Origin of the sequence: Fusobacterium perfoetens (genome assembly GCF_021531595.1) — a bacterium.
GTDB lineage: Bacteria > Fusobacteriota > Fusobacteriia > Fusobacteriales > Fusobacteriaceae > Fusobacterium_B.
The window spans coordinates 81168-105430 of sequence record NZ_JADYUD010000001.1; the positions used below are offsets into that span (position 1 = coordinate 81168).

Sequence of the window (24263 nt, forward strand, 5' to 3'; positions counted from 1 at the left end):
TTTTATATAACAAGTGGTAAGAAATAAAAATTAAAAGTTTTTATAAAAATGCATGATTTATGAAACGGAGGAAAAAATGAACATAAGAAAAAAAATATCAGCTTTTTTATTCTTACTTATATTTATTGTAAGTTTTGGACAGCTAAAAGTAGAAAATCCTAAAGAACTTGTAATAGGAAAATTACAAAATGGAATGACATATTACATTTATAAAAATAAAATGCCTGAGAACAGAGTATCGGTAAATGTACTTGTAAAAGCAGGTTCTCTTCAGGAAGACGATGATCAACTTGGAATGGCGCATCTTATAGAACATCTTTGCTTTAATGGTACAGAGAAATATAGCAGAAATGAAGTGGTAAAGTATTATCAATCAATAGGACTTAACTTTGGAGGAGACCTTAATGCCCATACAGGCTTTGATGAAACTGTTTATAAAATTCAGATTCCTACAGATGATAAAGAAAAATTTGAAAAAGGAATAGAAGTTTTAAAAGAAATGACTTTAAAACCTACTTTTAAGCAGGAGGATATAGACAGTGAAAAAGATATTGTAAAAGAAGAATGGAGATTAGGACAAGGACTTTCAGAAAGAATACTTAAAGTTTTTCAGAAAGAGCTTTTTGATGATTCAAGATATGGAAAAAGGTTTCCTATTGGTGATATGAATATAATATCAGGAACAAAAAGAGATGTTTTAAAAAGATATTATGACAGATGGTATCATCCAGAAAATATGGCTGTTGTTATGGTGGGAGATATTGATGTTCCTTATGCTGAAAATATTATAAAAAAATATTTTGATTATAACGAAACAAGAAAATTTATTCCAAGAGAGGAATACAGACTTAAAGAGCTTGATAATAGATATGTAATATTTAAAGACAAAGAACTTACTTATGTTCTTCTTGAAATAACAGGAAGAGAAGATTATTCTTTTATTAATAATGAAGAAAAAGTAAAGGATTATTTTGAAAATATTCTTTTCAAACTTCTTGTTTCAAACAAGATAAATGATGAAATCAAAAAAGGGGAAAATTTTATTTATGAAGGTGGATATTATGATATGGAACTTTCAAAAGATAGACTTAATACCTTTTTTGCAGTTCTTAATAAAAATAAAATTCAAGAAGGAATAGAAACTTCAATAGGAATTATAAAAGATTTTGCAGTAAATGGTGTTTCTCAAGAAGAGCTTAATCTTGAAAAAGAAAATTTAAAAAGTATTTTTGAAGATGCTTTAAAAAATAGAGACAGCTTAGAAAATGAAGAACTAATTTCAAATATAAGAGAAGTTTTCTTAAAAGGAAATATTTTTGCAGATGCCTATCAAATTCTTGAATATTATAATGAATTTTCTAAAAACATAACAGCTGAAGATATAAAAAAGAGAGCCGAAAAGTTTTATAAAGATAAACATTCTATAATTCTTTTTGCTCCTGAAGATAAAAATATAAAAGTCCCAAATGAAATAGAACTTAAAAATATTATTCTTAAAGCAAAAGACAAACCTGTTTTAAAAAGAGAAGAGCAAAATTTTAATTTAATTCTTAAAAAGCCTCAAATAGAAAAAGGTAAAATAAATGAAATTCAGGAATTTGAAAATTATAAAAAAATAAAACTTTCAAATGGAATAGAATTTTTATATAAAAAAACAGATTTTGAAAAAGATAAAATTTATATAAAACTGTTTAAGAGAGAAGGAAGTCTAAAGGATAATGATACTATGTATCTTAATTCAAAATTTGCAACAGACCTTATAGATCAATCAGGAGCAGGAAATATTGAATATAAAGATATTGAAAGATTTATGAAAGGAAAAGAATTTTTTGTTCAAACCTATATAAATGATTTTGAACAGGGATTTGTAGTCGTATCAAATGAAAAAGATTTAGAAACAGCTCTTGATTATTTTTACTATACAGCAAGAGAGCCAAAACTATCTGAAGAAGCGTACAAATATATGACAGCTAGTGTAAAAGAAATGCTTGAAAATAGAAAAAATTCTCCTGCAGCTATGTATTCAGACAAAATAACAGAAATCTTTTTTAAAAATGATATAAGAAAGAGAATGATTACAACAGAAGACTTAAATAAAATATCTATTGAAAAAATGAAAGAGGAGTATAACAATAAATTCTCTAATTTTGATGGATTTAAAGGAATTATATTAGGCTCTATAAATGAAAAGGAAGCGAAAGAAATACTTGAAAAATATTTTGCTTCACTTCCTGTGAATAATATAGAAAAAGATAAAGAGGAAAAACAATTTCTTGATATAAAATATCCTGAAAAAGAAGTTAAAGAAACAGTTATTAAAGGTGTGGATAAGAAAGTAAAAGTTTCTCTTTATTATCCGATTAAAGCAGAATATTCTCAGGAAAATGCATATATGGCACAAACTTTTGAAGATGTCTTGAGAATAAATCTTATAGATGAAGTAAGAGAAAAGCTAGGGGGAGTATATGGAATTTCTCCAAGTGTTTTTATAAGCAGAAATGAAAACGGATATCTTCAAATAAGATTCTCAACTGATCCTAAAAGATTAGAAGAAATTATTGCAGCAGTGAAAAAAGAAGTTGAAAATCTAATAAATGGTGAAATAAAAAAATCTTCACTTGAAAGTGTGATAAAAAATTATAAAATTGTATATGAAGACAGTCAGAAACAAAATAGTTATTGGTTTAACTATTTGGATAAAAAATTAAAAAAAGGAGAAAATTACGAGCCTTACTCTCCTAAAGTTTTTGAAGAAAAAATGAAAGAAGATAATTTAAGACCTTTCTTTAAAAAAATGATTGACAAAACTGACTTCATTCAAGTAATATTAATACCAGAAAGAGAAGAATAATACTTTTAAAGAACAAAAAATAATTTTTTATAACAAAATCATAAAAATAAGTAAAAAGGCAGGTGTTTGATTTGGTTGAAAAAAATAAAAATTTAGAGGAGATACTGACATTTAACAAAAAGTTTGTAGAGAATAAAGAATATGAAGCTTTTGATACAACAAAGTATCCTGATAAAAAAATGGTAGTGGTTTCATGTATGGATACAAGACTTACAGAACTTCTTCCTAAAGCTATGAATGTAAGAAATGGAGATGCAAAATTTATAAAAAATGCTGGGGGAGTTATAGTTCATCCTTTTGGAAGTGCTATGAGAAGCATTATAGTTTGTGTTTATGAATTTGATGTAAAAGAAGTTTATATTGTTGGGCATTTTCATTGTGGAATGAGTGGAATAGATCCAAGTAAAACTATTCAAAAAATGCTGGACAGAGGAATTTCAAAAAATACGATTGATACTTTAAGCAATGCAGGAATAAAAGTAAATAAATGGCTTTATGGTTTTGATTCTGTTGAAATTTCTCTTATTGAAAGTGTAGAAAAAGTAAGAAATCACCCTTTAATGCCTAAAGATGTAGCAGTTCATGGACTTCTTATAGATCCAAAAACAGGAGCTCTTTTCTTAAGAATAAACGGTTGGGATGCTGTTGAAGCATATAAGGAAAGTCTTAAAGAACAAGAAAATCATTAAAATTAATATAAGCTGAAGATAGGTTCTTTTGGAATTTATTTTCAGCTTTTTTATATTATATAAAGAAAATCTACTTTTGTTTTTAAAGAACTATGATATACTATACGAAAGATAAAAAAATAAGAGAGAGGAGCAAAAATGCTTGAATTTTTTATAGCTAAAAAACATATACTTGAAAAGAAAAAACAAAGCCTTATAGGAATACTAGGGATAACAATTGGTATAACGGTTCTTATGGTGTCAATAGGGATAGCTAATGGGCTTGATAAAAATATGATAAATAGTATTCTTTCAATGGGAAGTCATGTTTCAGTTGCAAATATTGAAAGAGAAGATAATTATAAACAACTTGTAGAAAAAATTGAAAAACTTGATGGAGTAAAAGGTGTAATTCCTAAAGTGTCAACACAAGGAATAATAAAATATACAGGAATTTATGGAACTCATGTATCTGGAGTAAAAGTAGATGGAATTGATTTTAAAAAAGCAGAAAAAGGGCTTAATCTTAGTGAAAAAATTGTTTATGGAAAAATGGATTCTGAAAAGAAAAATATAATTCTTATTGGAAAAGAGTTATATAATCAGCTTGGAGCACAAATTGGCGATAAAATAACTCTTGTTTCTGCAGAAAATCAAGAACTCCCTTTAGTGATAGGTGGAGTTTTTGAAAGTGGATATTATGATTATGATGTAAATATGGTAATAATTCCTCTTGCAACAGCACAATATTTAATGTATCTTGATAAAAATGATGTTACAAGTCTTGAAGTTACATTGAATAATCCATACAGAGCAGAAGAAATAGCAGATAAAATATTTGAAAAATATGGTTTTTTAAGCAGAACATGGGGAGACCAGAACAGAAATCTTCTTTCAGCTCTTGCTCTTGAAAAAACTGTTATGATAGTAGTATTCTCTCTTATTGTTATAATAGCAGGATTTGTTGTTTGGGTAATAATGAATATGCTCGTAAGAGAAAAAATAAAAGATATAGGAATAATGAGGGCTATGGGATTTTCTAAAAAAACAATAATGAGAATATTTCTTCTAGAAGGAATGACTTTAGGAGGGATAGGAATATGTGTAGGAACTTTATTGTCTCTAGGAACTTTATGGTATGTAGAAAATTATTCTATATCAGGAATAACTAATATTTATTATCTTACTAAAATACCTGTGGAGTTATCTATGAAAGAGATAATAACAATTATATGTGTGAATATAGGTATTATATTTTTATCAAGTGTCTTTCCAGCATATAGAGCAGGAAAAATGGAGACAATGGAGGCGTTAAGACATGAGTAGAACAGCTTTGGAGCTGAAAAAAATAAATAAGATTTATAAAGGGAAAACAGAAAATATTCATATATTAAAAGATTTAGATTTAAAAGTGGAAGAGGGAGAGTTTATCTCTATTTTAGGAAAATCAGGATCAGGAAAATCAACACTTTTGAATGTAATAGGAATGCTTGATTCCATTGATAGTGGAGAAATATTTATAGAAGAAAAACAAATAGACAGAAAAAATTCTGAAAATGTAGATGAGATAAAAAATAAAAAAATAGGTTTTGTTTTTCAGTTTCATTATCTTCTTCCTGAATTTACAGCATTGGAAAATGTAATGCTACCAGCCCTTTTAAAAGGAGGAGATAAAAAAGAAACAGAGGAAAAAGCAAAAAGACTTTTAAAAGAAGTTGGACTTGAAAATAGATTTTATCATAAACCAAGTGAACTTTCAGGAGGAGAAAAACAAAGAGCGGCAATATCAAGGGCTCTTATAAATGATCCTGAAATTCTTCTGGCAGATGAACCTACAGGAAATTTAGATGAAGAAACAAGTAATAATATTCATAATCTTTTTAAAAAAATAAATGTTGAGAAGAAGCAAACAATAATAGTTGTTACACACTCAAGAGAACTTTCAAATATTACTGATAAAAAATACTATCTTAAGGGAGGAAAGCTTTTTTTAGAAGGAAAAACTCAGGAAATTTAATAAATAAAATTTTTTTGTTTATGGCTTTGTTTGTTCTGAAAATTTATTAGAATTTCTAGTTTTTTATATAAATAAAAAAATTTTTTTATAAAAAAAAGGAAATTTTAAATAAACAACGAATATAAAAGTAACACAAGAAATACTTTCAGGTTTAACTGACAGTGACCAAGGAGTGATGTTTTATGAAAATTACAGTATTAGGAAGACACTTAGTAATAACAGATCCGATTAATGATTATGCAATCAAAAAGATGGAGAAACTGGACAAATATTTTGATAATTTAGGAGATATTACAGTTACTTTATCTGCAGTTAAATTAAAGAAAGGACCATCTCATACAGCGGAAGTAATAGCAAACGCTAATGGAAATATACTAAAAGCAGTATCAACAGAAAGTGATTTATATGTTGCCATAGATAAAGCTGCAAATGTACTTGAAGGACAAATTAAAAAATATAAAGAAAAATTAAGAGATAATAAAGATGTTGTGTCTCATAGAAGTCTTAAATTTGATCCTGCTACTAACACAGTATCATCAGAAGCAACTAAAAAAGTTGTAAAAGTTGCTCTTGAAGCTAAACCTATGAATTTAGAAGAAGCAATTCTTCAGATGGAAGCATTAGGAAAAGACTTCTATGTATTCTTTAACTGCGATACAGAAGAAATGAATGTAGTTTACAAGAAAAGAAATGGAAACTACGGACATGTTGAACCTACTTTAGAAAAATAAAAAGTAATATAAATTTTTAAGGACAGTGTAAAAGCTGTCCTTTTTTAATTAAAAAAATATATCTATAAATATTAAAAAATGATATAATATTATGAGGCACTTCTGCCTATTTATATATAAAAAAATAAAAATTATAAAAATAAGGAGAGTATAATGTTTATAGATGAGGTAGTAATCACTGTAAAAGCAGGAAATGGAGGCGATGGAGCAGCCACTTTCAGAAGAGAAAAATATATTCAGTTCGGAGGTCCGGACGGTGGTGATGGAGGAAACGGAGGAGATGTTATATTTGTGGGAGATCCTAATATAAATACTCTTGTTGACTTTAAATTTAAAAAGAAATTTGCAGCACAAAATGGAGAAAATGGAGCAAAAAAGAGATGCTTTGGTAAAACAGGAGAAAATCTTGTAATAAAAGTTCCTGTAGGAACACAGGTAAGAGATGCTGAAAGTGGAAAACTTCTTCTTGATATAAATGTTCCTAATGTAGAAAGAGTATTTTTAAGAGGAGGAAAAGGAGGAGCTGGAAATGAGCGTTTCAAAAACTCTGTAAGAAAAGCTCCTAAAATGGCAGGAAAAGGAAGAGAGGGAGCAGAAGTAAGAGTAAAACTTGAACTTAAACTTCTTGCAGATGTAGCTCTTGTTGGATATCCATCAGTAGGAAAATCAAGCTTTATAAATATTGTTTCTGCAGCAAAATCAAAAGTAGGAGCATATCATTTTACAACTCTTGAACCAAAACTTGGTGTAATAAGAGTAGCAGAAGGAAAATCATTTGTCATAGCAGATATTCCTGGTTTAATTGAAGGAGCTAGTGAAGGTGTAGGGCTTGGAGATAAATTCTTAAGACATATAGAAAGATGTAAGATGATATATCATATTGTAGATGTGTCTGGAGTAGAAGGAAGAGATCCTATTGATGATTATAATAAAATTAATGAAGAGTTAAGAAAATTCAGTTCAAAACTTGCTGAGAAAAAACAAATAGTTCTTGCCAATAAAATGGACTTATTATGGGATATGGAAAAATATGAAGAATTTAAAGCATATGTAGAAGAAAAAGGTGCTAAAGTATATCCTATATCAGTAATTCTTCAGGATGGAATAAAAGAAGTTATAAATGACACATGGCAGATTCTTGAAAGTATTGAAAGACAGCCTCTTGAAGAGGAAGAAGATGTTCTTGATGTTATTAAATCTCAAAAGAGTGATAAACCAGATTTTGTTATTACTCAAGATGAAGATGGTGTATACAATGTTGAAGGTGCTATGATAGATGGAATACTTTCAAAATATGTAATAACTTATGATGAAGAATCAGTAATAACATTTGTTCATATGCTTAAAAATCTTGGAATGGAACAAGCTCTTAGAAATGCAGGAGTTGAAGACGGAGATACAATAAGAATAGTTGATGTTGAATTTGATTTCGTTGAATAGGATAGGAGTGTTTTATGAAAGGAATAGTTTTAGCAGGACCTACAGGAGTAGGAAAAACAGACCTGTCCCTTAAGCTTGCCAAACTTTTAAATGCAGATATAATTTCTTGTGATTCAGCTCAAGTCTATAGAGAAATGAACATTGGAACTGCAAAAATAAGAGAAGAAGAGATGAAGGGAATAAAACATTACATGCTTGATGTAGTCCCTCCTATTGAAAAATATAGTGTTGGAGAATACCAAAGAGCAGTTGATAAAATATTAGCTGAAAAGGAAAAAGAGGGAAAAGCAGTTATTCTTACAGGAGGGACAGGACTTTATATCAATTCTGTTGTAAATGGACTTTCTGCTCTTCCTGAAAGCAATCCTGAGCTTCGTGAAAAACTTATGAATCTTTCAGCAGAAGAACTTTATGAAAAACTTAAAGAATTAGATATTGAAGCAGCAGAAACAATTCATATGAATAATAAAAAAAGAGTTGAAAGGGCTGTGGAAGTATGCCTTATGACTGGAGAAAAATTTTCAGCTCTTTCAAAGCAGAATATAAAAAATAATAACTATGATTTTTTAAAAGTTTGTCTTACAAGAGATAGAGAAATTCTTTATCAAAGAATAGATAAAAGAGTTGATATAATGATGGAAGATGGACTTCTTTATGAAGTGGAAAATCTTTATAAAAAATATGGCTCTGAAACTCTAAGAAAAATTAATATCATAGGATATACCCAGCTGATAGATTATATAGAAGGAAAAATAACTCTTGAAAGGGCTGTGGAATTTATAAAAAGAGATTCTAGAAGATATGCCAAAAGACAAATGACATGGTTTAATAATGATGATGGATATTTGTGGTTTGATTTGGAAAATCAATCGGAAAATGATATATTAAAATCTATAATAGAGCATTATTCAATAGGTGTTTAACAAGAATTAACTTGATAAAATAGATTTCTTATGGTATCATAAATCAAAGGTTTGTAGGAGAATTTATGAAAAATAAAATAATAATTCTGCTGACTCTGATGTTATTTATTTCATGTTCCAATATAAAAAAATCTGAAATAAATACAGAAAAAAAATATGAAATACTTTTAAACAACTGGGAATTAGAGAAACTTAATCTTATGCTTAACAGCAATGTAAACTCTGATGAAAACAAAATTGCAGAAAAATATAAAATTTTATTGCAGGAGAGAATAAAAGAAAAATCAGATTTGGAAAATCTAATTAAAAATCTTAAATCTCAATTAAAAAGCAATAATTTTGAAAATATTGAAATGTATTTTAATGATAGTTTTGTAAATAGAAAAATTATCTCAGAACTTGTAAAAATAGATTTTTCAAAGATGAGAATAATGACTTCAAAACCAAAATTTCATAAAAACACAGCTGTTAATACAGTTGCTGTGATATTCAGAGATCAGGTTCAGTATTTTCAGTTTACTTATAAGTTGAGTAATAAAAAATGGAGTATAATAGAAATTAAAGATGGAAGGTGATATTTTGAATAAGAATGAGATAAAAATTCTCCTTTCTTCAGCTTTAGAAAATCTTTCTGTTATCAGAACATTAATCAGAACTTATTTAACTCTTCATAAAGTAGAAGAACGAAATATAATGGAGATTCTGACCATTACAGATGAACTGGCAACTAATGTTGTAGAGCATGGTTATCAGTACCAGCCAGGAGAGCTTATAATAACTATAGAAAAAGAGGGAAGTGTTATAAAACTTGTGGTTGAAGATAACGGTGTTGGATTTGATGAAAGTAAAATGAGTAAAGAAGAAGGAGGAATGGGACTTCGTATTGCACGAAGTATGTCAGATAGCTTCAAAATTGAGAAAAAAGTAAACGGAACAAAATTTAAGGTGGAGAAAAAAATAAAGGAGGTTTGTTAAAACATTATGGATACAAATTTTGATATAATAGAAACAAGAAATGGTGATGTTGTAATAATGAAAGTTGAAGGGGAACTAGATGCACTTGTTGCTCCAAGACTTAAAGATAAAATCACAAAAGAAATGGAAAATGGAACAAAATATTTTGTTATAGATTTTGAAAATCTTGTACATATTAACAGTTTAGCTATGGGAATTTTAAGAGGAAAACTAAAACTAGTTAAAGATATGGGTGGAGATATTAAACTTGTGAAATTAAATGACCACATTAAAGGAATATTTGAAATGATAGGTCTTGATGAAATATTTGAAATATATGAGAGTGAAGAAGAAGCAGTAGAAAGCTATAATAAAATTTAAATAAGGATGGATATGGTATGAATTATATGATAGGAATAGGATTTGCAGTAATCGGATTCTGTATAGTATTTGCAATGCTGTACAAGAAGTCTGTTATAGATAAAAAAATACAAGAACTTAGAGATACAGAAGATGAAAAATTAAAAGCTAAAATAAAAGCGAAAGAAATAATAAAAAATGCTGAATCAGAAGCAATAATTCTTAAAAAAGATATAGAACTTAAAGCTAAAGAAACAGTTTATCAAATGAAAGAAGAAGCAGAAAAAGAAATAAAAATAGCTAAAAATGAAGTTTTACAAAAAGAATTAAGACTTACTAGAAAAGAAGAAAGTGTTGATAATAAACTTGAAAAAATAGAAGCTAAAACAATAGAACTTGAAAAATCAAGAGAAGAACTTGAAAAGAAAACAGAAGAAGTTCAAGTTCTTATAGAAAAACAAGAAGTTGAACTTGAAAGAATATCAGAATTATCTAAGTCTGAAGCAAAAGAAATGCTGATTTCTAAATTAAGAGATAGTCTTACACATGAAACAGCAGTTGCAATAAGAGAGTTTGAGGCAAAACTAAAAGAAACAAAAGAAGATATTTCAAAAAGAATCCTTTCAACAGTAATAGGAAAAGCTGCTTCTGAATATGTTGTAGACTCAACAGTAACAGTTGTAAATCTTCCTAATGATGAGATGAAAGGAAGAATAATTGGTAGAGAAGGAAGAAATATAAGAACTATAGAATCTCTTACTGGTGTAGATATCATAATTGATGATACTCCTGAAGCAGTAGTTTTATCAAGTTATGACGGAGTAAAAAGAGAAGTGGCAAGAAGAGCCATTGAAAAACTTATTTCAGATGGAAGAATTCATCCTGGAAAAATTGAAGAACTTGTAAATAAATCAAGAAAAGAAATAGAAAAAGATATCCTTGAAGCAGGAGAACAAGCTTTAATAGAAGTTGGAATTCAAGGAATGCATCCAGAAATAGTAAAAACACTTGGAAGATTAAAATACAGAACAAGCTACGGTCAAAATGTACTTGTTCACTCAATAGAAGTTGCAAGGCTTGCAGCTAATCTTGCAGCAGAACTTGGAGCAGATGCTCAGCTTGCTAAAAGAGGAGGACTTTTACACGATATAGGTAAGGTCTTAGATCACGAAATAGAGTCTTCACATGCTCTTATAGGAGGAGAGTTCTTAAAGAAATTTGGAGAACATGAAGATGTAATAAATGCTGTAATGGCTCACCATAATGAAGTAGAATATTCTACTGTAGAATCAGTTCTTGTACAAGCAGCAGATGCTGTATCAGCATCAAGACCTGGAGCAAGAATGGAAACATTATCATCTTACTTAAAGAGACTTGCTTCTCTTGAAGAAATTGCTAAATCATTTAAAGGAGTTGAATCTTCTTATGCAATTCAAGCAGGAAGAGAAATAAGAATCATAATTAATCCTGATGTTGTAAGTGATGATGAAGCAGCTGTAATGGCAAGAGATGTAGCTAAAAAAATAGAGGAAACTATGCAGTATCCTGGACAAATAAAAGTTACAATCTTAAGAGAAACAAGAGCTACAGAATATGCAAAATAGAAAATAAACTGTCAAGGCAGATACAAACGGTGTGGATTTTCCATACCGTTTTCTTTTATAGAAAAATTATTTTGAGATTTAGTTATGTAACTTTTATTTTAATGGAAAAAATGATATAATTATTAAGGTTTTAAATAAAAGTATAAATTTTTAAATTAAGAATAATAAAAGTAAAACAGAAAGAGAGAATATTATGAAAGTATTAGTAGTTGGAGATGTGGTTGGAAATCCAGGAAGAAAAACTTTATATGCATATCTTGAGAAAATGAGAGATAAGTACGATTTTATAGTTGTAAATGGAGAAAATGCTGCGGGAGGATTTGGTATTACAACTAAAATAGCAGATGAGTTTTTTGATAAAAAAATAGATGTCATAACAAGTGGAAATCATATTTGGGACAAGAAAGAAATATACACATATCTAGAAGGTTCAGATAGAATCTTAAGACCTATTAATTATCCAAAAGGAACAACTCCAGGTAAAGGATATACAATAGTTGAAAGTAAAAGAGGAGTAAAAGTTGGGGTTATTTCAGCTCAAGGAAGAGTATTTATGCCTCCTATTGACTGTCCTTTTGAAAGAATATCTGAAGTTATTGATGAAATAAGAAAGCAATGTAAAATAATAATAGTTGATTTTCATGCAGAAGCTACATCAGAAAAAATTGCTCTTGGAAAATATCTTGATGGGAAAATTTCTCTGTTATATGGAACTCATACTCATGTGCAGACAGCAGATGAGAAAATTTTTCTTGAAGGAACAGGATATATTTCAGATGTGGGAATGACAGGATCAGACAGTGGTATTATAGGAATGTCTGCTGAAGTAGTTATTCCAAAATTTATTACAGCACTTCCTCAAAGATTTGAAGTGGCTGAGGGAAATGAAAGATTCAATGGACTTTCAGTTGTTATAGACGAAGAAACAGGTGAATGCGAAAGTATAGAAAGAATCAACCTGTCTCTTAAACAGATAGAAATATTATAAGAGGTGGCTTTTATGAAAGTAATGGAGATAAAAGTAATTTTTGAAAGTGATGATATAGAAAAAGCAAAAAAGGAAATAGGAGATATTTTTTATGATTTTGGAGCTACAGGTTTAAAAATAGAAGAGCCTATGACTCATAAAAATTCTCTTGATTATTATAAAAATGAAAAAGATTTTCTTATGGTAGATCATGCAGTTTCAGCATATTTTCCTATGAATATATATGCTGAAAGAAGAAAACAAGCGATATTAAAAAGATTTGAAGAAACTTTTTCAGAGAGAGAAGACCTTGTTTATACAATAGATTTTTATGATTATGAGGAAGAAGATTATCAAAACAGCTGGAAAAAATATTTCTATACTCAGAAAATAAGTGAAAGATTTGTAGTAAAACCTACATGGAGAGAATATGAACCTCTTGAAGATGAACTTGTAATAGAAATAGATCCAGGAAGAGCATTTGGAACAGGAACTCACCCAACAACATCTCTTTGTATAAAACTTATGGAAGAAAATATAAAAGAGGGAAATACAGTTATAGATGTTGGAACAGGTTCAGGAATTCTTATGGTTGCTGCAGAGAAACTTGGTGCAGGAAAAATTATAGGAACAGATATAGATCCAATGGCTGTTGAAGTTGCAGAAGAAAATCTTCTTTTAAATAAAGTTGATATGGAAAAAGCAAAGGCTTATGCAGGAGATCTTGTAACAGTAGTTAAAGATGAAAAATTTGATGTTGTAGTTGCAAATATTCTAGCAGATGTTCTTCTTATTCTGCTTAAAGATATTTCAAGAGTTGTAAAAAAAGATGGGCTTGTTATATTTTCAGGTATTATAGAAGATAAACTTGAAGAGATGAAAAAAGAAATAGAAAATGTTGGACTTGAAATTCTTGAAATAAAAGCAGATAAAGAGTGGAGAGCAATACTTATGAAAGCATAATAAAGGGGGAATAAATTATGAGAAACTTTATAATGGCAATAGATGGACCTGCAGGAAGTGGAAAAAGTACAATAGCAAAAATTCTTGCAGAAAGACATAATCTTACATATCTTGATACAGGAGCAATGTACAGAATGGTAGCTCTTTATTTCTTTGAAAATAATGTTGATCTTGATAATGATATGGAAGTAAAGCTTAATCTTGATAAAATAAAAATGGATATAGAAAAAGATAAGTTTATACTAAATGGAAAAGATGTTTCTAAAGATATAAGAACACCAAGAGTGAGCGGACTTGTTTCTTTTGTTGCAAGAATAAAAAGAGTGAGAGAAAAATTAGTAGAACTTCAAAGAGAAATAAGCAACGGAAAAAATGTTGTTCTTGATGGAAGAGATATAGGAACAGTTGTATTTCCTAATGCTGCTTTAAAAATATTTCTTGTAGCTTCTCCTGAAGAAAGAGCTAAAAGAAGAATGAAAGAATATGAAGAAAAAGGAATGAAAGAAGACTTTGAAGCTGTTCTTGCAAACATAAAAGAAAGAGATATGATTGATTCAACAAGAGAAGAAGGGCCTCTAAAAAAAGCTTATGATGCAGTAGAGATTGATACAAGTTTTATGACAATAGATGAAGTATCTGAAGAAATAAGCAGACTTGTAAAAGAAAAAATAGGTGAATAATATGATTTATAACTTACTTAGAGTTCTGATATGGATTCCATTGAAAATAGTGATGATTTTTAGTTCTAAAAAAAGAAAATTTATAGAAAAAAGGCTTAATCAAGATTTTGAATTTTTAAAATCAGACAAACCTTATATTTGGCTTCATTGCTCGTCAGTGGGAGAGATTAATCTTTCAGATGCTCTTATAAAAAAGCTTCTTGCTGAAAGAAATGAAAATATTTTAATCAGTACTTTTACAGATACAGGATATGAAACAGCACAGAATAAATATTCAAAGGAAGAGAGAATAAAAAGAATATATTTTCCTTTAGATTGTAACGCAGAAATTAGAAAAATCTTAAGAAGAATAGATTTAAAACTTCTTATTTTAATAGAAACAGAAATATGGCCTAATTTAATAAAACTTGCTCATAAAAAAGGAAAAGTAATTCTTGTAAATGGAAGAATTTCAGATAAAAGTTTTGGAAAATATATGAAATTCAGAAGAATTTTAAAGAAAACTCTTGAAAAGATTGATGGATTTTATATGCAGACAGAAATTGACTGTGGAAGAATAGCAGCCATAGGTGCTGATTCTGAAAAAATAACAGCAGCTGGAAATTTGAAATTTGATATAGAACTTCAAAATTATTCTGAGGAAGAAAAAAATGAACTTAAGGAAACTATTTTTTCTGATGGAAGAAAAATTTTTGTTGCAGGAAGTACAAGAACAGGTGAAGATGAAATTATAATAGATGCTTTTTCACATCTTAGAGATTATATGCTTGTTATAGTTCCAAGACATCTTGAAAGAATGGAAAAAATAGAAGAAATTATAAGAAAGAAAAATTTTTCTTATGTAAAATACAGTGAATATCTTGAAGGAAAAGGGAAAAAGGCAGATATAGTTTTAGTTGATAAAATGGGAGTTCTTAGAAAATTTTATTCAATAAGCAATGCAGCTTTTGTAGGAGGAACTCTTGTAAATATAGGAGGGCATAGTCTTTTAGAGCCTTTGTTTTATAGAAAAACTCCTATTTTTGGAAAATATCTTCAAAATGTAAAAGATATAGCTGAAGAAATCTTAAAAAGAGGAATAGGATTTAAAGCTGATAATAGTGAAGATATAGCTGTTTCTATTGGAGAAATAGATAACGGGCATATAAAAAATGAGGAAATAGAAAAATTTTTTACAGCAAATAAAAATGCTGTTCAAAGAATAGCAGATGAAATAGACAGATTAATTAAATAATTTTAATATAGACGGAGGAATTAAACTTAATGATAAAATTAGATGAAAATGATGATTTCTGGAAACACTTTTTTAAACATCCTAAAAAAGCATACAATCCTTATATGGAAAGACTTAAAGAATTTCCTGAATATATAATGTATGATAAAGAAATAATGGATTCTTATAAGGGAAGATGGAAAGAATATTTTAAAAATGATAATCCTATATATGTAGAAATAGGTTCAGGAAGTGGAAATTTTGCTCTTGGAATGTGTGAAAAATATAAGGATAGAAATCATATAGCTCTTGAACTTAGATTTAAAAGACTTCATTCATCAGCAAGAAAATCTAAGAAATTAAATCTTTCAAATGTTTTATTTATAAGAAGATTTGGAGAAGAACTTCCAGAATTTCTTGGAGAGTGTGAGATTTCAGGATTATATATCAATTTTCCAGACCCTTGGGAGGGAAATGAAAAAAACAGAATTATTCAAGAAAGTCTTTTCTCAAGTTTAGATAAGGTTTTAAGAGTAGGTGGTAAATTATTTTTTAAAACAGACCATGACAAGTACTATGAAGATGTGATACAATTAAGCGGAAATTTAGAAAATTACAAGCTGGTGTATCATACTCCTGATCTGCATAACAGTGAGAAAGCTGAAGATAATGTATTGACAGAGTTTGAGCAGTTGTTTCTTAATAAATTCCAAAAAAATATTAATTATATAGAAATTGAAAAAATAAAATAACTTTTTCTATATTATTCCATAGAAATTAAATTTTTTTAGGAGGATATAAATATGGCAGGATATGTAGTTGTAGGAACACAATGGGGAGACGAAGGGAAAGGTAAAATAATAGATGTGCTGGCTGACAGAGCAGATTATGTGGTAAGATTTCAGGGAGGAAATAATGCAGGGCACACAGTTGTAGTAAATGGAGAAAAGTTTATATTAAAACTTCTTCCATCTGGTGTTCTTCATGGGGGATGCTGTATAATAGGACCTGGTGTTGTTGTAGATCCAAAAGTATTATTGGATGAACTTGCTTCACTTGAAATAAGAGGAGCAAAAACAGACCATGTTATAATCAGTGACAGAGCTCATCTTATAATGCCTTATCATGTAAAGCTTGATGAATTAAAAGAAGCAAGTGCAGGAGATAAAAAAATAGGAACAACTAAAAGAGGAATAGGACCATGTTATTCAGATAAGATTTCAAGAGATGGAATAAGAATGGTAGATCTTCTTGATATGGAAAAATTTGCAGCAAAATTAAAACATAACTTAGAAGAAAAAAATGAAATAATAACTAAGATTTATGGTGCAGAGCCTTTAAGTTATGAAAAAATACTTGCAGATTATACAGAATATGCAAATAAAATAAGACATAGAATAGTTGATACAATTCCAATAGTAAATAAAGCTCTTGATGAAAATAAGCTTGTTCTTTTTGAAGGAGCTCAGGCAATGATGCTTGACATTAACTACGGAACATATCCATATGTTACTTCTTCTTCTCCAACAACAGGAGGAGTTACAACAGGAGCAGGAGTATCACCAAGAAAAATAGATAAAGGAATAGGTGTTATGAAAGCTTATACTACAAGAGTAGGAGAAGGACCTTTTGTTACAGAACTTCTTGGAGAATTTGGAGAAAAAGTAAGACAAATCGGAGGAGAGTTTGGTGCTGTAACAGGAAGACCTAGAAGATGTGGATGGCTTGATCTTGTAGTTGGAAGATATGCAACAATGATAAATGGATTAACTGATATAGTTATAACTAAAATAGATGTTTTAAGTGGACTTGGAACTTTAAAAATATGTACTGCTTATGACATTGATGGAACAATTTATGAATCAATGCCTGCTGATACTGAAATGCTTGCAAAAGCTAAACCTGTTTACGAAGAACTTCCTGGTTGGGACGAAGATATTACACAGGTTAAAAATTATGAAGACCTTCCAGAAAACTGTAAAAAATATCTAAAGAGAATAGAAGAAATTGTTGGTTGTCAAATTTCAGTTGTATCTGTTGGTCCAGACAGAAGTCAAAATATACATATAAAAGAAATTTAATAAAAAATTTAAAAGGGGCTTATGCATATGCAAAAGTCCCTTTACTTTTATATTAAAGAAAAAAGAATATAGACAAAAAGAAGATAAAAGATTAAAATATGTTAGAACTTTAAATGGTTATGGGATTAAAATTGATAGGAGGCATATTAATTATGAAAAAACAATTAATTATATTATCAACTTTTGCATTATTACTTGGAGGGTGTGGGAACGAAGAAAGCAAAGCCTCAAAAGTTGCTGCAATAAAACTTACAGAACAAGAAATAAAAGATGCAGGAAATAATTCAAATATAGGAGCTCAGATTCTTGTAAAAAAAGCTGTTTTAAAAGAAATGAATGGAGTAAAATATACTGAAGATGAGAAAAAAGAGCTTGAAGAATTAAAGAAAAATGTTGAAATAGAATATTTCTTAAATAAAAAAGCTATGGAAACAACTAATGTAGATGATATGGAAGTTCTTCAGGTATATCAAAATAATATAGATAAACTTAAAGAAGCTGATATAGTTACAATTTTACCACAGCTTAAAGAACAAATGCTTTTACAGAGAAGAGAGGAAGAGAAAGTAAAATATATGAATTCTCTTGTGGAAAAATATGATTTAAATTCTGAATTAAAAAAATATTTTCCTGAAATAGAAAAGCCTGTAGAGAAAGTAAAAGCTGTAGAAGATAAAAAAGAGATAAAAAAAGAAACATCTAAAAAAACAAAATAATAAAAAAAATGAAAAAGTATCTGTATGTATTTTTATATATACGGATATTTTTTTATTTTAAGGAAAAATAAAATTAAATAATATTTTTTGAATTATTAGTTTGATAATTATATATTTTGATTAAAAATAGTGTATAAAATTAATAAAAAATATTTTTTAGAAACTTGTAAAAAAACTGTAAAAAATTGAAGAAAATATTGATTTTTACATAAAAAAAGTTATACTTAAAAAGAGATTTTAGAGAATAATACTTAAAAGGTATATATATTAATTATAATAAAATAAAGTTAGAAAATTACAGTGTATAATGTGCAGAATGTTATAATTATTTATATACTCAAATATTTTGAGGAGGACTTTTATTTATGAAAAATTTAGTTAGCACAGAAAAAATGCTGAAACACTGGTTAAAAAAGAGAGTAACAATTACAACAGCAACTGTTGTAGGATTTTTATTAATGGGAACAGCTGCTTTTGGAGAAGAAATAACTAGCAAAGTAGAGATAAATGATAATTATACTGTAGAAAAAGAAAAGCATATAAATGTAGTAGTAAAAGAAGAAAAGACACAGGCTAAAGGAATTCAAATAAACAGAGGTAACCCAAAAGTTAAAGTTGAAAATAAAGGCAGCATTAATGTACAAGGGAAGAAATATTATGCTAAAGGAATTCATGCATATAATGATGTTGAAATTATAAATGATGGAAGTATTATGATAACAGGAAAAGCAGATGTTCAAGGTATTCAAGGAGAAAATAACATAAATGTAACTGTTAAAAATGGAGAAAATGCAAAAATAACAACAAGTGGAACAGGAAAAGTATTTGCTATTCAGACAAATGGAACAGGAAGAGGGGAAATAGAAAATAGTGGAACTATAAGTACTAATTCTATGGAAAAAGCTGGTGTTGCAATGACAATATCTTTTCAAAATGGTGGAACTGTTTTAAATAAAAAAAGTGCACTTATTGAAGCAAGTGCCCCGGAAGGTCCAGCTACAGGAATTTATGCTAATGCAAAAGGAGAGAAAGATACTAAAATCACAAATAATGGAACAATAAATGCTTCAGGAAAGACTTTGGCTACAGGAATACATTTAAATGTAAATGAAGATTATTCAGGTACAACAGAAAATATGATTGAAAATAATGGAGAAATTATAGCTTCAAGTGATAACTTTGCTTCAGCAATTACAGTTACAAATAAATCAAATAAAAAAATTTCTATTAAAAATGGAGAAAATGGAATATTAAATGTAGATGGAAAAGGAGATCATAAAACAGGAGCAGTAAGATTAGATAGCACAAATGGAGAAATTAGTTTTATTAATAATGGAACTATTAAAATAAAAGATGGAACAGCAATATCTATAAAAGGAGAAAGTGTAAAAGCTGAAATTGGAGGAAAAGTAGAAGTTTCTGGTAATAGTATAGTTGTAAAAAATACAGATGGAACAGCAGAAATTACTGGAACTATAACATTAACAGATAAAACACAGCAAGACATAACACAAGACGATATTAACAACCTTTTCAGAGGAGAAGTAAAAATAACAGGTATCATTGCAGATAAAAATAATGTACATTATAAAACAAATAATATAGTTTGTTTAGAAAAAGGAACGACTGATGATATTAATGCTCTTGGAAAAGATAGTCAGTCAGTAACTATGGGAAATAAAAATGTTGATATTAATAAGAATGATTCAGTTGTAGCTGGAATAACAGCAGGGAAAGAAGCAGCAAATATTAAATCTTTAAATATTATTGGAGATGTAAAAATTGGAGAATTTAAAAATGATTCTAAAATAGATAAACAAGAAACAATTAAACTTGCTGTAAAAGATTTAAATCTTGATGCTAATGGAAAACTTCATATTGCACAGGGAGACATTTTAGAAATAATAGGAAGTAATGTAAATAAACTTGAAAATTTAGAAGAAAAGAACAAAGAAGCAATCGTTCTTAGAGAAAATTCAAAGTTAATTTTAAATGGAGCAAATGTTAATGGAGCAGGTATAACAGGTGTAGATTCGTCTGCTACTATAAAAACTTTAGGAAATACATCATTTAATGGAATAATTAAAAATGTAGGAACAATAAATGTAGATAGTGGAAACTTATCATTATCAGCAGATTCTAAATATGAAAAAGACACTGATAAAGCAAATATGACAATAAATGGAAATGTAAATCTTGCAGTTGGAGCTGAAAAAAATAAAGATGGAGAATATACTCAAAATTTCTTTAATAATTCTAATGGATTTTTAAATGTAACTGGAAATGGAACTATAACAATAGGAACAGAAAATATTAATGGAAAAACAGCTGTTATCAACTTAGGAGAAAATAATGAATTTGCAAAAGATCTTACAGGTAAGATTACAGGAAATGGTATTTATGAAATAAAAGCAGGGGATGACTTAACAGATAAAAAAATAGAAATAGTTTATAAATCTAACATTTTTGGTAATAGCATATTAGACTCTATTAATGGACAAGCATATGAAGTAAATGATTTATTTGACAATAATAATTTAGAAAATAGAAAAGTTCAATTTGATAAAATCTATTCATCTAACATCTATTCAGAAACAGTAAAAGCAGCTTACGATACTGTTAAAATGAATGAAGAAGCAGTTCTTTCTCTTGCTAGAAAATCTGAAGTAGGAAAATGGACAGCTGAAGGTAAAGCACTTTACTCTAAAGATGAATATAACAGAAAAGGAACTGTAGGAGATTATTCTTCTGAAATAGAATCAACAGGACTAATGGCAGCATTTGGTTATGGATTAAATGAAACAACTACAGCAGGAGTAGCATTCTCTGGAGTAAAACAAGATGTTGATACAGATGGTGGAAGTGCAGATGCTGACTTATTCTACTTAGGATTATATGGAAATAAAGTTTATGGAAACTATGATTTCACAGCAGGATTAGGATATCAATTTGGAGAATATGAAGCAGATAACACAATAGCTAATGTTCATGGTTCAGATAAATATGATTCTAAAGCATTAAGTGGATATGTACAAGGAAGATATACAGCAGACTTAGGAGATGGATTATCACTACAACCTAGAGTAAGATTAGGATATACTTATGTAGAACAAGATGATACAAGAGATTCTTACTTTGGAGTAAGCGATGCAGAAATAACAACATTTGATGCAGAATTCGGTTTAGATACAGTAAAATCAATTCAATTAGAAAAATCTAAAGTAGATGTAAAATTCGGAGTATCTTATGTAAGAACAATGGGAGATACAGATGATGAATTTACAGGAAGATTCTATGGAACAACAGCAAGTGAAGGATTTAATGTATTAGGAGCAGAACTAGCAGAAAATGTAGTTAAATTTAACTTAGGAGCAGAAGTAACAAATGAAAATGGATTCTTCTACAATGGTGGATTTACTTATGAATTCGGAAGCAATGATACAGATGCTTATGGAGTTAATGTTGGTGTAGGATACAGATTCTAATAAAAAATAAATATAGTTTTAAAAACGGGAGAGTTTTCTTCCGTTTTTATTTTTTGATAAGATAGTAAAAAAAATCTATAAATGGTAAAATATTTAATATAATAATTATAAAAAAGATGGTGAAATTATGCTTACAAAAGATATGATGAAAGATTTTTTTGAGAATAAAGGACATAGCAAAATAATAGGAAGAGAAGCAATGATGAACTCCGCTGTAATGGTTTTATTTTGTGAAACGGAAGGGAAAATTAATGTTCTTTTTGAAAAAAGAGCAAAAGGGATAAGACAGGGAGGAGAAGTTTCATTTCCAGGAGGAAGAAGAGATAAAGAAGATCTTAATTTTTTAGAAACAGCTTTAAGAGAAACTTATGAAGAGATAGGACTTTCTAGAGAGAGAATAACAGATACAAGAAAGTACGGAACTCTTATTCTTCCTACAGGAGTTATTGTAGAAGCATATATAGGATATGTAAAAAATTTTTCTCTTGATGAACTTAATGTAAATGAAGATGAGGTAGAAAGAATAATTCTAGTTCCTTTAGACTATTTTTTTGAAACTAACCCTGAATTTGAATATGTTACAGTGGAAAATGAACCTTTTTATATAGATAAAAAAGGAGAAAAAATAGAATTTCCTGCTAAAAAATGGGGACTTCCAGAAAAATATACAAAACCATGGAGAGGAAGTCCAAGAAGACTATTATTTTATCTTTATGGAGGAGATGTTATTTGGGGAATTACAGGAGAGATTATTTATAGTGTAGCGAGAGAACTTAGAAGCAGAGTGAAATGTGAAAAATATTAATAAAAAATCAAAAATGTAAAGAAAAAATACTTGACAAAGTTTTATAAAATTATTATAATAATCTGGTGATATTATGGAATTAAATGAGATGATTGAAATTGGAATACTTTTAGATTATTATAAGCCTCTTCTTACAGAGAAACAAAAAAAATATCTTATAAACTATTTTGAAGAAGATTTATCTCTGACAGAAATCGCAGAAATGAATGAGGTAAGCAGACAGGCTGTTTATGATAATATAAAAAGAGGAAGTAAGATTTTAAGAAGTTACGAAGATAAACTTAATTTCTATAAAAAAGACAGAAAACTTTATAAAGAGCTTTTAGAACTTAGAAAAGATTTTAAAAAAGAAAATTTAGATAAAATTATTGAAAAAATGAGTTAGCAGGAAGCATGGGAGAAATAGATGTTAGAAAATTTAGGAAATAGATTTCAGGACATTTTCAAAAAAGTAAGAGGGCATGGAAAACTTAGTGAAAGTAATATAAAAGAAGCTTTAAGAGAAGTTAAAATGTCACTTTTAGAAGCTGATGTAAACTATAAAGTTGTAAAAGATTTTATAAATAAAATTCAGGAAAAAGCAATAGGAACTGAAGTAATAAGAGGAATAAATCCAGGACAACAATTTATTAAGATAGTAAATGATGAGCTTATAGAACTTCTTGGAGGAACAAACTCAAAACTTACAAAAGGAGTTAAAAATCCAACTGTTTTAATGCTTGCAGGGCTTCAAGGAGCAGGAAAAACTACTTTTGCTGCTAAACTTGCAAACAAATTAAAAAAAGATGGAGAAAGACCATATCTTGTTGCAGCAGATGTGTACAGACCAGCTGCTATAAAACAGCTTCAAGTTTTAGGAGAGCAAATAAAAGTTCCTGTTTATGCTGATGAGGAAAATAAAGATCCTGTTGATATTGCAAGAAAAGCATGGGGACAGGCAAAAGCAAACGATTATACATACATGATAATAGATACTGCAGGTAGACTTCATGTGGACGAAGCTCTTATGGAAGAACTTAGTCAGATAAAGAAAACAGTAAGACCTCAAGAAATACTTCTTGTTGTTGATGCAATGATAGGACAAGATGCAGTAAATTTAGCAAAGAATTTTAATGATAAATTAAATATAGATGGAGTTGTTCTTACAAAATTTGATGGAGATACAAGAGGGGGAGCTGCCCTTTCAATAAAATCTGTTGTAGGAAAACCAATTAAGTTTGTAGGGGTAGGAGAAAAGATAGAAGACTTAGAACTTTTTCATCCTGAAAGACTTGCTTCAAGAATTCTAGGAATGGGAGATGTAGTTTCTCTAGTAGAAAAAGCTCAGGAAAATATAAATGAAGATGATGCAAAATCATTGGAAGAAAAAATAAGAACTCAAAAATTTAATTTGGAAGATTTCTTAAAGATGCTTCATATGATTAAAAAGATGGGGCCTCTTGCAAGTATTTTAAAAATGCTTCCAGGAGTTGGAAATGATTTAGGAGATTTATCTCTTGCAGAAAAAGAAATGAAAAAGGTAAGAGCTATTATTCAATCAATGACAAAAGAAGAGAGAGCAAAACCTGAAATTCTTAAAGCGAGCAGAAAAATGAGAGTTGCTAAAGGAAGCGGAACAGATGTTTCTGATGTAAACAGACTTTTAAAACAATTTGAAATGATGAAAAGTATGATGAAAATGTTTAGTTCAGGAAAAATGCCAAACCTTGGAGCTATGAAAAATATGGGAGCTGGAATGCCAAACATGAGGAATGGAAGAGGAAAAGGAAAATTTCCTTTCTAAAATAAATAAAGTTTAAAAATAA

General features: G+C 28.7%; 22 protein-coding genes. All 22 read left to right on the top strand.

Annotated features, from left to right (window positions below):
• The first annotated feature begins 76 nt into the window (after positions 1-76).
• Positions 77-2851 carry a M16 family metallopeptidase gene (locus I6E17_RS00350; RefSeq protein WP_235234882.1) on the top strand — a complete coding sequence of 925 codons (2775 nt, stop codon included), beginning with the start codon at positions 77-79 and terminating at the stop codon, positions 2849-2851.
• Positions 2852-2922: 71 nt separating this feature from the next.
• Complete coding sequence (locus I6E17_RS00355) at positions 2923-3540, top strand: beta-class carbonic anhydrase (protein WP_176829080.1); 618 nt, start codon at positions 2923-2925, stop codon at positions 3538-3540.
• 138 nt (positions 3541-3678) lie between these two features.
• A complete protein-coding gene (locus I6E17_RS00360) occupies positions 3679-4845 on the top strand; it encodes an ABC transporter permease (protein ID WP_176829081.1) in 1167 nt (388 codons plus the stop codon).
• Positions 4838-5536, top strand: coding sequence for an ABC transporter ATP-binding protein (locus tag I6E17_RS00365; RefSeq protein ID WP_176829082.1), 699 nt, complete (start codon positions 4838-4840; stop codon positions 5534-5536). Before I6E17_RS00360 ends, I6E17_RS00365 begins: the two co-directional genes overlap by 8 nt.
• A gap of 182 nt (positions 5537-5718) precedes the next feature.
• Positions 5719-6267 (top strand): ribosome hibernation-promoting factor, HPF/YfiA family, encoded by a 549-nt coding sequence (gene hpf / locus I6E17_RS00370; RefSeq protein WP_235234883.1) that lies wholly within the window; start codon positions 5719-5721, stop codon positions 6265-6267.
• 153 nt (positions 6268-6420) lie between these two features.
• On the top strand, positions 6421-7707 hold the full coding sequence (gene obgE, locus I6E17_RS00375) for a GTPase ObgE (RefSeq protein ID WP_176829084.1): 1287 nt from the start codon (positions 6421-6423) through the stop codon (positions 7705-7707).
• A 14-nt stretch (positions 7708-7721) separates the two neighbouring features.
• Positions 7722-8630 carry a tRNA (adenosine(37)-N6)-dimethylallyltransferase MiaA gene (gene miaA / locus I6E17_RS00380; protein WP_235234885.1) on the top strand — a complete coding sequence of 303 codons (909 nt, stop codon included), beginning with the start codon at positions 7722-7724 and terminating at the stop codon, positions 8628-8630.
• Positions 8631-8695: 65 nt separating this feature from the next.
• Entirely contained in the window at positions 8696-9205 is a 510-nt protein-coding gene (locus I6E17_RS00385; RefSeq protein WP_176829086.1) for a hypothetical protein, read from the top strand.
• Positions 9206-9209: 4 nt separating this feature from the next.
• Positions 9210-9605, top strand: a complete 396-nt coding sequence (locus I6E17_RS00390; RefSeq protein ID WP_235234886.1) for an ATP-binding protein — start codon at positions 9210-9212, stop codon at positions 9603-9605.
• 6 nt (positions 9606-9611) lie between these two features.
• Positions 9612-9965, top strand: a complete 354-nt coding sequence (locus I6E17_RS00395; protein WP_176829088.1) for an STAS domain-containing protein — start codon at positions 9612-9614, stop codon at positions 9963-9965.
• A 17-nt stretch (positions 9966-9982) separates the two neighbouring features.
• Positions 9983-11548, top strand: a complete 1566-nt coding sequence (gene rny / locus I6E17_RS00400; protein WP_176829089.1) for a ribonuclease Y — start codon at positions 9983-9985, stop codon at positions 11546-11548.
• A gap of 193 nt (positions 11549-11741) precedes the next feature.
• Positions 11742-12536: a TIGR00282 family metallophosphoesterase gene (locus tag I6E17_RS00405; protein WP_176829090.1), complete on the top strand. Its 795-nt coding sequence runs from the start codon at positions 11742-11744 to the stop codon at positions 12534-12536.
• A gap of 12 nt (positions 12537-12548) precedes the next feature.
• A complete protein-coding gene (gene prmA, locus I6E17_RS00410) occupies positions 12549-13478 on the top strand; it encodes a 50S ribosomal protein L11 methyltransferase (protein ID WP_235234887.1) in 930 nt (309 codons plus the stop codon).
• A 17-nt stretch (positions 13479-13495) separates the two neighbouring features.
• The gene (gene cmk, locus I6E17_RS00415) at positions 13496-14158 is read left to right on the top strand and encodes a (d)CMP kinase (RefSeq protein ID WP_176829092.1); all 663 of its coding nucleotides are present in this window, start codon (positions 13496-13498) and stop codon (positions 14156-14158) included.
• 1 nt (position 14159) lies between these two features.
• Positions 14160-15392, top strand: a complete 1233-nt coding sequence (locus tag I6E17_RS00420; RefSeq protein ID WP_235234888.1) for a 3-deoxy-D-manno-octulosonic acid transferase — start codon at positions 14160-14162, stop codon at positions 15390-15392.
• A 29-nt stretch (positions 15393-15421) separates the two neighbouring features.
• A complete protein-coding gene (gene trmB / locus I6E17_RS00425) occupies positions 15422-16123 on the top strand; it encodes a tRNA (guanosine(46)-N7)-methyltransferase TrmB (RefSeq protein ID WP_176829094.1) in 702 nt (233 codons plus the stop codon).
• Between the two features lie 51 nt (positions 16124-16174).
• Positions 16175-17452: an adenylosuccinate synthase gene (locus I6E17_RS00430; protein WP_235234889.1), complete on the top strand. Its 1278-nt coding sequence runs from the start codon at positions 16175-16177 to the stop codon at positions 17450-17452.
• Positions 17453-17604: 152 nt separating this feature from the next.
• Entirely contained in the window at positions 17605-18168 is a 564-nt protein-coding gene (locus tag I6E17_RS00435) for a hypothetical protein (protein WP_235234890.1), read from the top strand.
• 365 nt (positions 18169-18533) lie between these two features.
• Complete coding sequence (locus I6E17_RS00440) at positions 18534-21653, top strand: autotransporter outer membrane beta-barrel domain-containing protein (protein WP_235234892.1); 3120 nt, start codon at positions 18534-18536, stop codon at positions 21651-21653.
• A 127-nt stretch (positions 21654-21780) separates the two neighbouring features.
• A complete protein-coding gene (locus I6E17_RS00445; protein ID WP_176828546.1) occupies positions 21781-22458 on the top strand; it encodes an NUDIX hydrolase in 678 nt (225 codons plus the stop codon).
• Positions 22459-22531: 73 nt separating this feature from the next.
• Positions 22532-22843 carry a YlxM family DNA-binding protein gene (ylxM, locus tag I6E17_RS00450; protein ID WP_176828547.1) on the top strand — a complete coding sequence of 104 codons (312 nt, stop codon included), beginning with the start codon at positions 22532-22534 and terminating at the stop codon, positions 22841-22843.
• A 21-nt stretch (positions 22844-22864) separates the two neighbouring features.
• Complete coding sequence (ffh, locus tag I6E17_RS00455; RefSeq protein WP_235234894.1) at positions 22865-24241, top strand: signal recognition particle protein; 1377 nt, start codon at positions 22865-22867, stop codon at positions 24239-24241.
• Positions 24242-24263: the final 22 nt, after the last annotated feature.

Coding starts and splice junctions, on each gene's coding strand:
- ffh (WP_235234894.1), top strand. CDS start 22,865: ATGTTAGAAAATTTAGGAAATAGATTTCAGGACATTTTCAAAAAAGTA.
- I6E17_RS00405 (WP_176829090.1), top strand. CDS start 11,742: ATGAAAGTATTAGTAGTTGGAGATGTGGTTGGAAATCCAGGAAGAAAA.
- ylxM (WP_176828547.1), top strand. CDS start 22,532: ATGGAATTAAATGAGATGATTGAAATTGGAATACTTTTAGATTATTAT.
- I6E17_RS00350 (WP_235234882.1), top strand. CDS start 77: ATGAACATAAGAAAAAAAATATCAGCTTTTTTATTCTTACTTATATTT.
- miaA (WP_235234885.1), top strand. CDS start 7,722: ATGAAAGGAATAGTTTTAGCAGGACCTACAGGAGTAGGAAAAACAGAC.
- I6E17_RS00360 (WP_176829081.1), top strand. CDS start 3,679: ATGCTTGAATTTTTTATAGCTAAAAAACATATACTTGAAAAGAAAAAA.
- I6E17_RS00395 (WP_176829088.1), top strand. CDS start 9,612: ATGGATACAAATTTTGATATAATAGAAACAAGAAATGGTGATGTTGTA.
- prmA (WP_235234887.1), top strand. CDS start 12,549: ATGAAAGTAATGGAGATAAAAGTAATTTTTGAAAGTGATGATATAGAA.
- I6E17_RS00420 (WP_235234888.1), top strand. CDS start 14,160: ATGATTTATAACTTACTTAGAGTTCTGATATGGATTCCATTGAAAATA.
- hpf (WP_235234883.1), top strand. CDS start 5,719: ATGAAAATTACAGTATTAGGAAGACACTTAGTAATAACAGATCCGATT.
- I6E17_RS00440 (WP_235234892.1), top strand. CDS start 18,534: ATGAAAAATTTAGTTAGCACAGAAAAAATGCTGAAACACTGGTTAAAA.
- obgE (WP_176829084.1), top strand. CDS start 6,421: ATGTTTATAGATGAGGTAGTAATCACTGTAAAAGCAGGAAATGGAGGC.
- trmB (WP_176829094.1), top strand. CDS start 15,422: ATGATAAAATTAGATGAAAATGATGATTTCTGGAAACACTTTTTTAAA.
- I6E17_RS00385 (WP_176829086.1), top strand. CDS start 8,696: ATGAAAAATAAAATAATAATTCTGCTGACTCTGATGTTATTTATTTCA.
- I6E17_RS00430 (WP_235234889.1), top strand. CDS start 16,175: ATGGCAGGATATGTAGTTGTAGGAACACAATGGGGAGACGAAGGGAAA.
- cmk (WP_176829092.1), top strand. CDS start 13,496: ATGAGAAACTTTATAATGGCAATAGATGGACCTGCAGGAAGTGGAAAA.
- I6E17_RS00445 (WP_176828546.1), top strand. CDS start 21,781: ATGCTTACAAAAGATATGATGAAAGATTTTTTTGAGAATAAAGGACAT.
- rny (WP_176829089.1), top strand. CDS start 9,983: ATGAATTATATGATAGGAATAGGATTTGCAGTAATCGGATTCTGTATA.
- I6E17_RS00365 (WP_176829082.1), top strand. CDS start 4,838: ATGAGTAGAACAGCTTTGGAGCTGAAAAAAATAAATAAGATTTATAAA.
- I6E17_RS00435 (WP_235234890.1), top strand. CDS start 17,605: ATGAAAAAACAATTAATTATATTATCAACTTTTGCATTATTACTTGGA.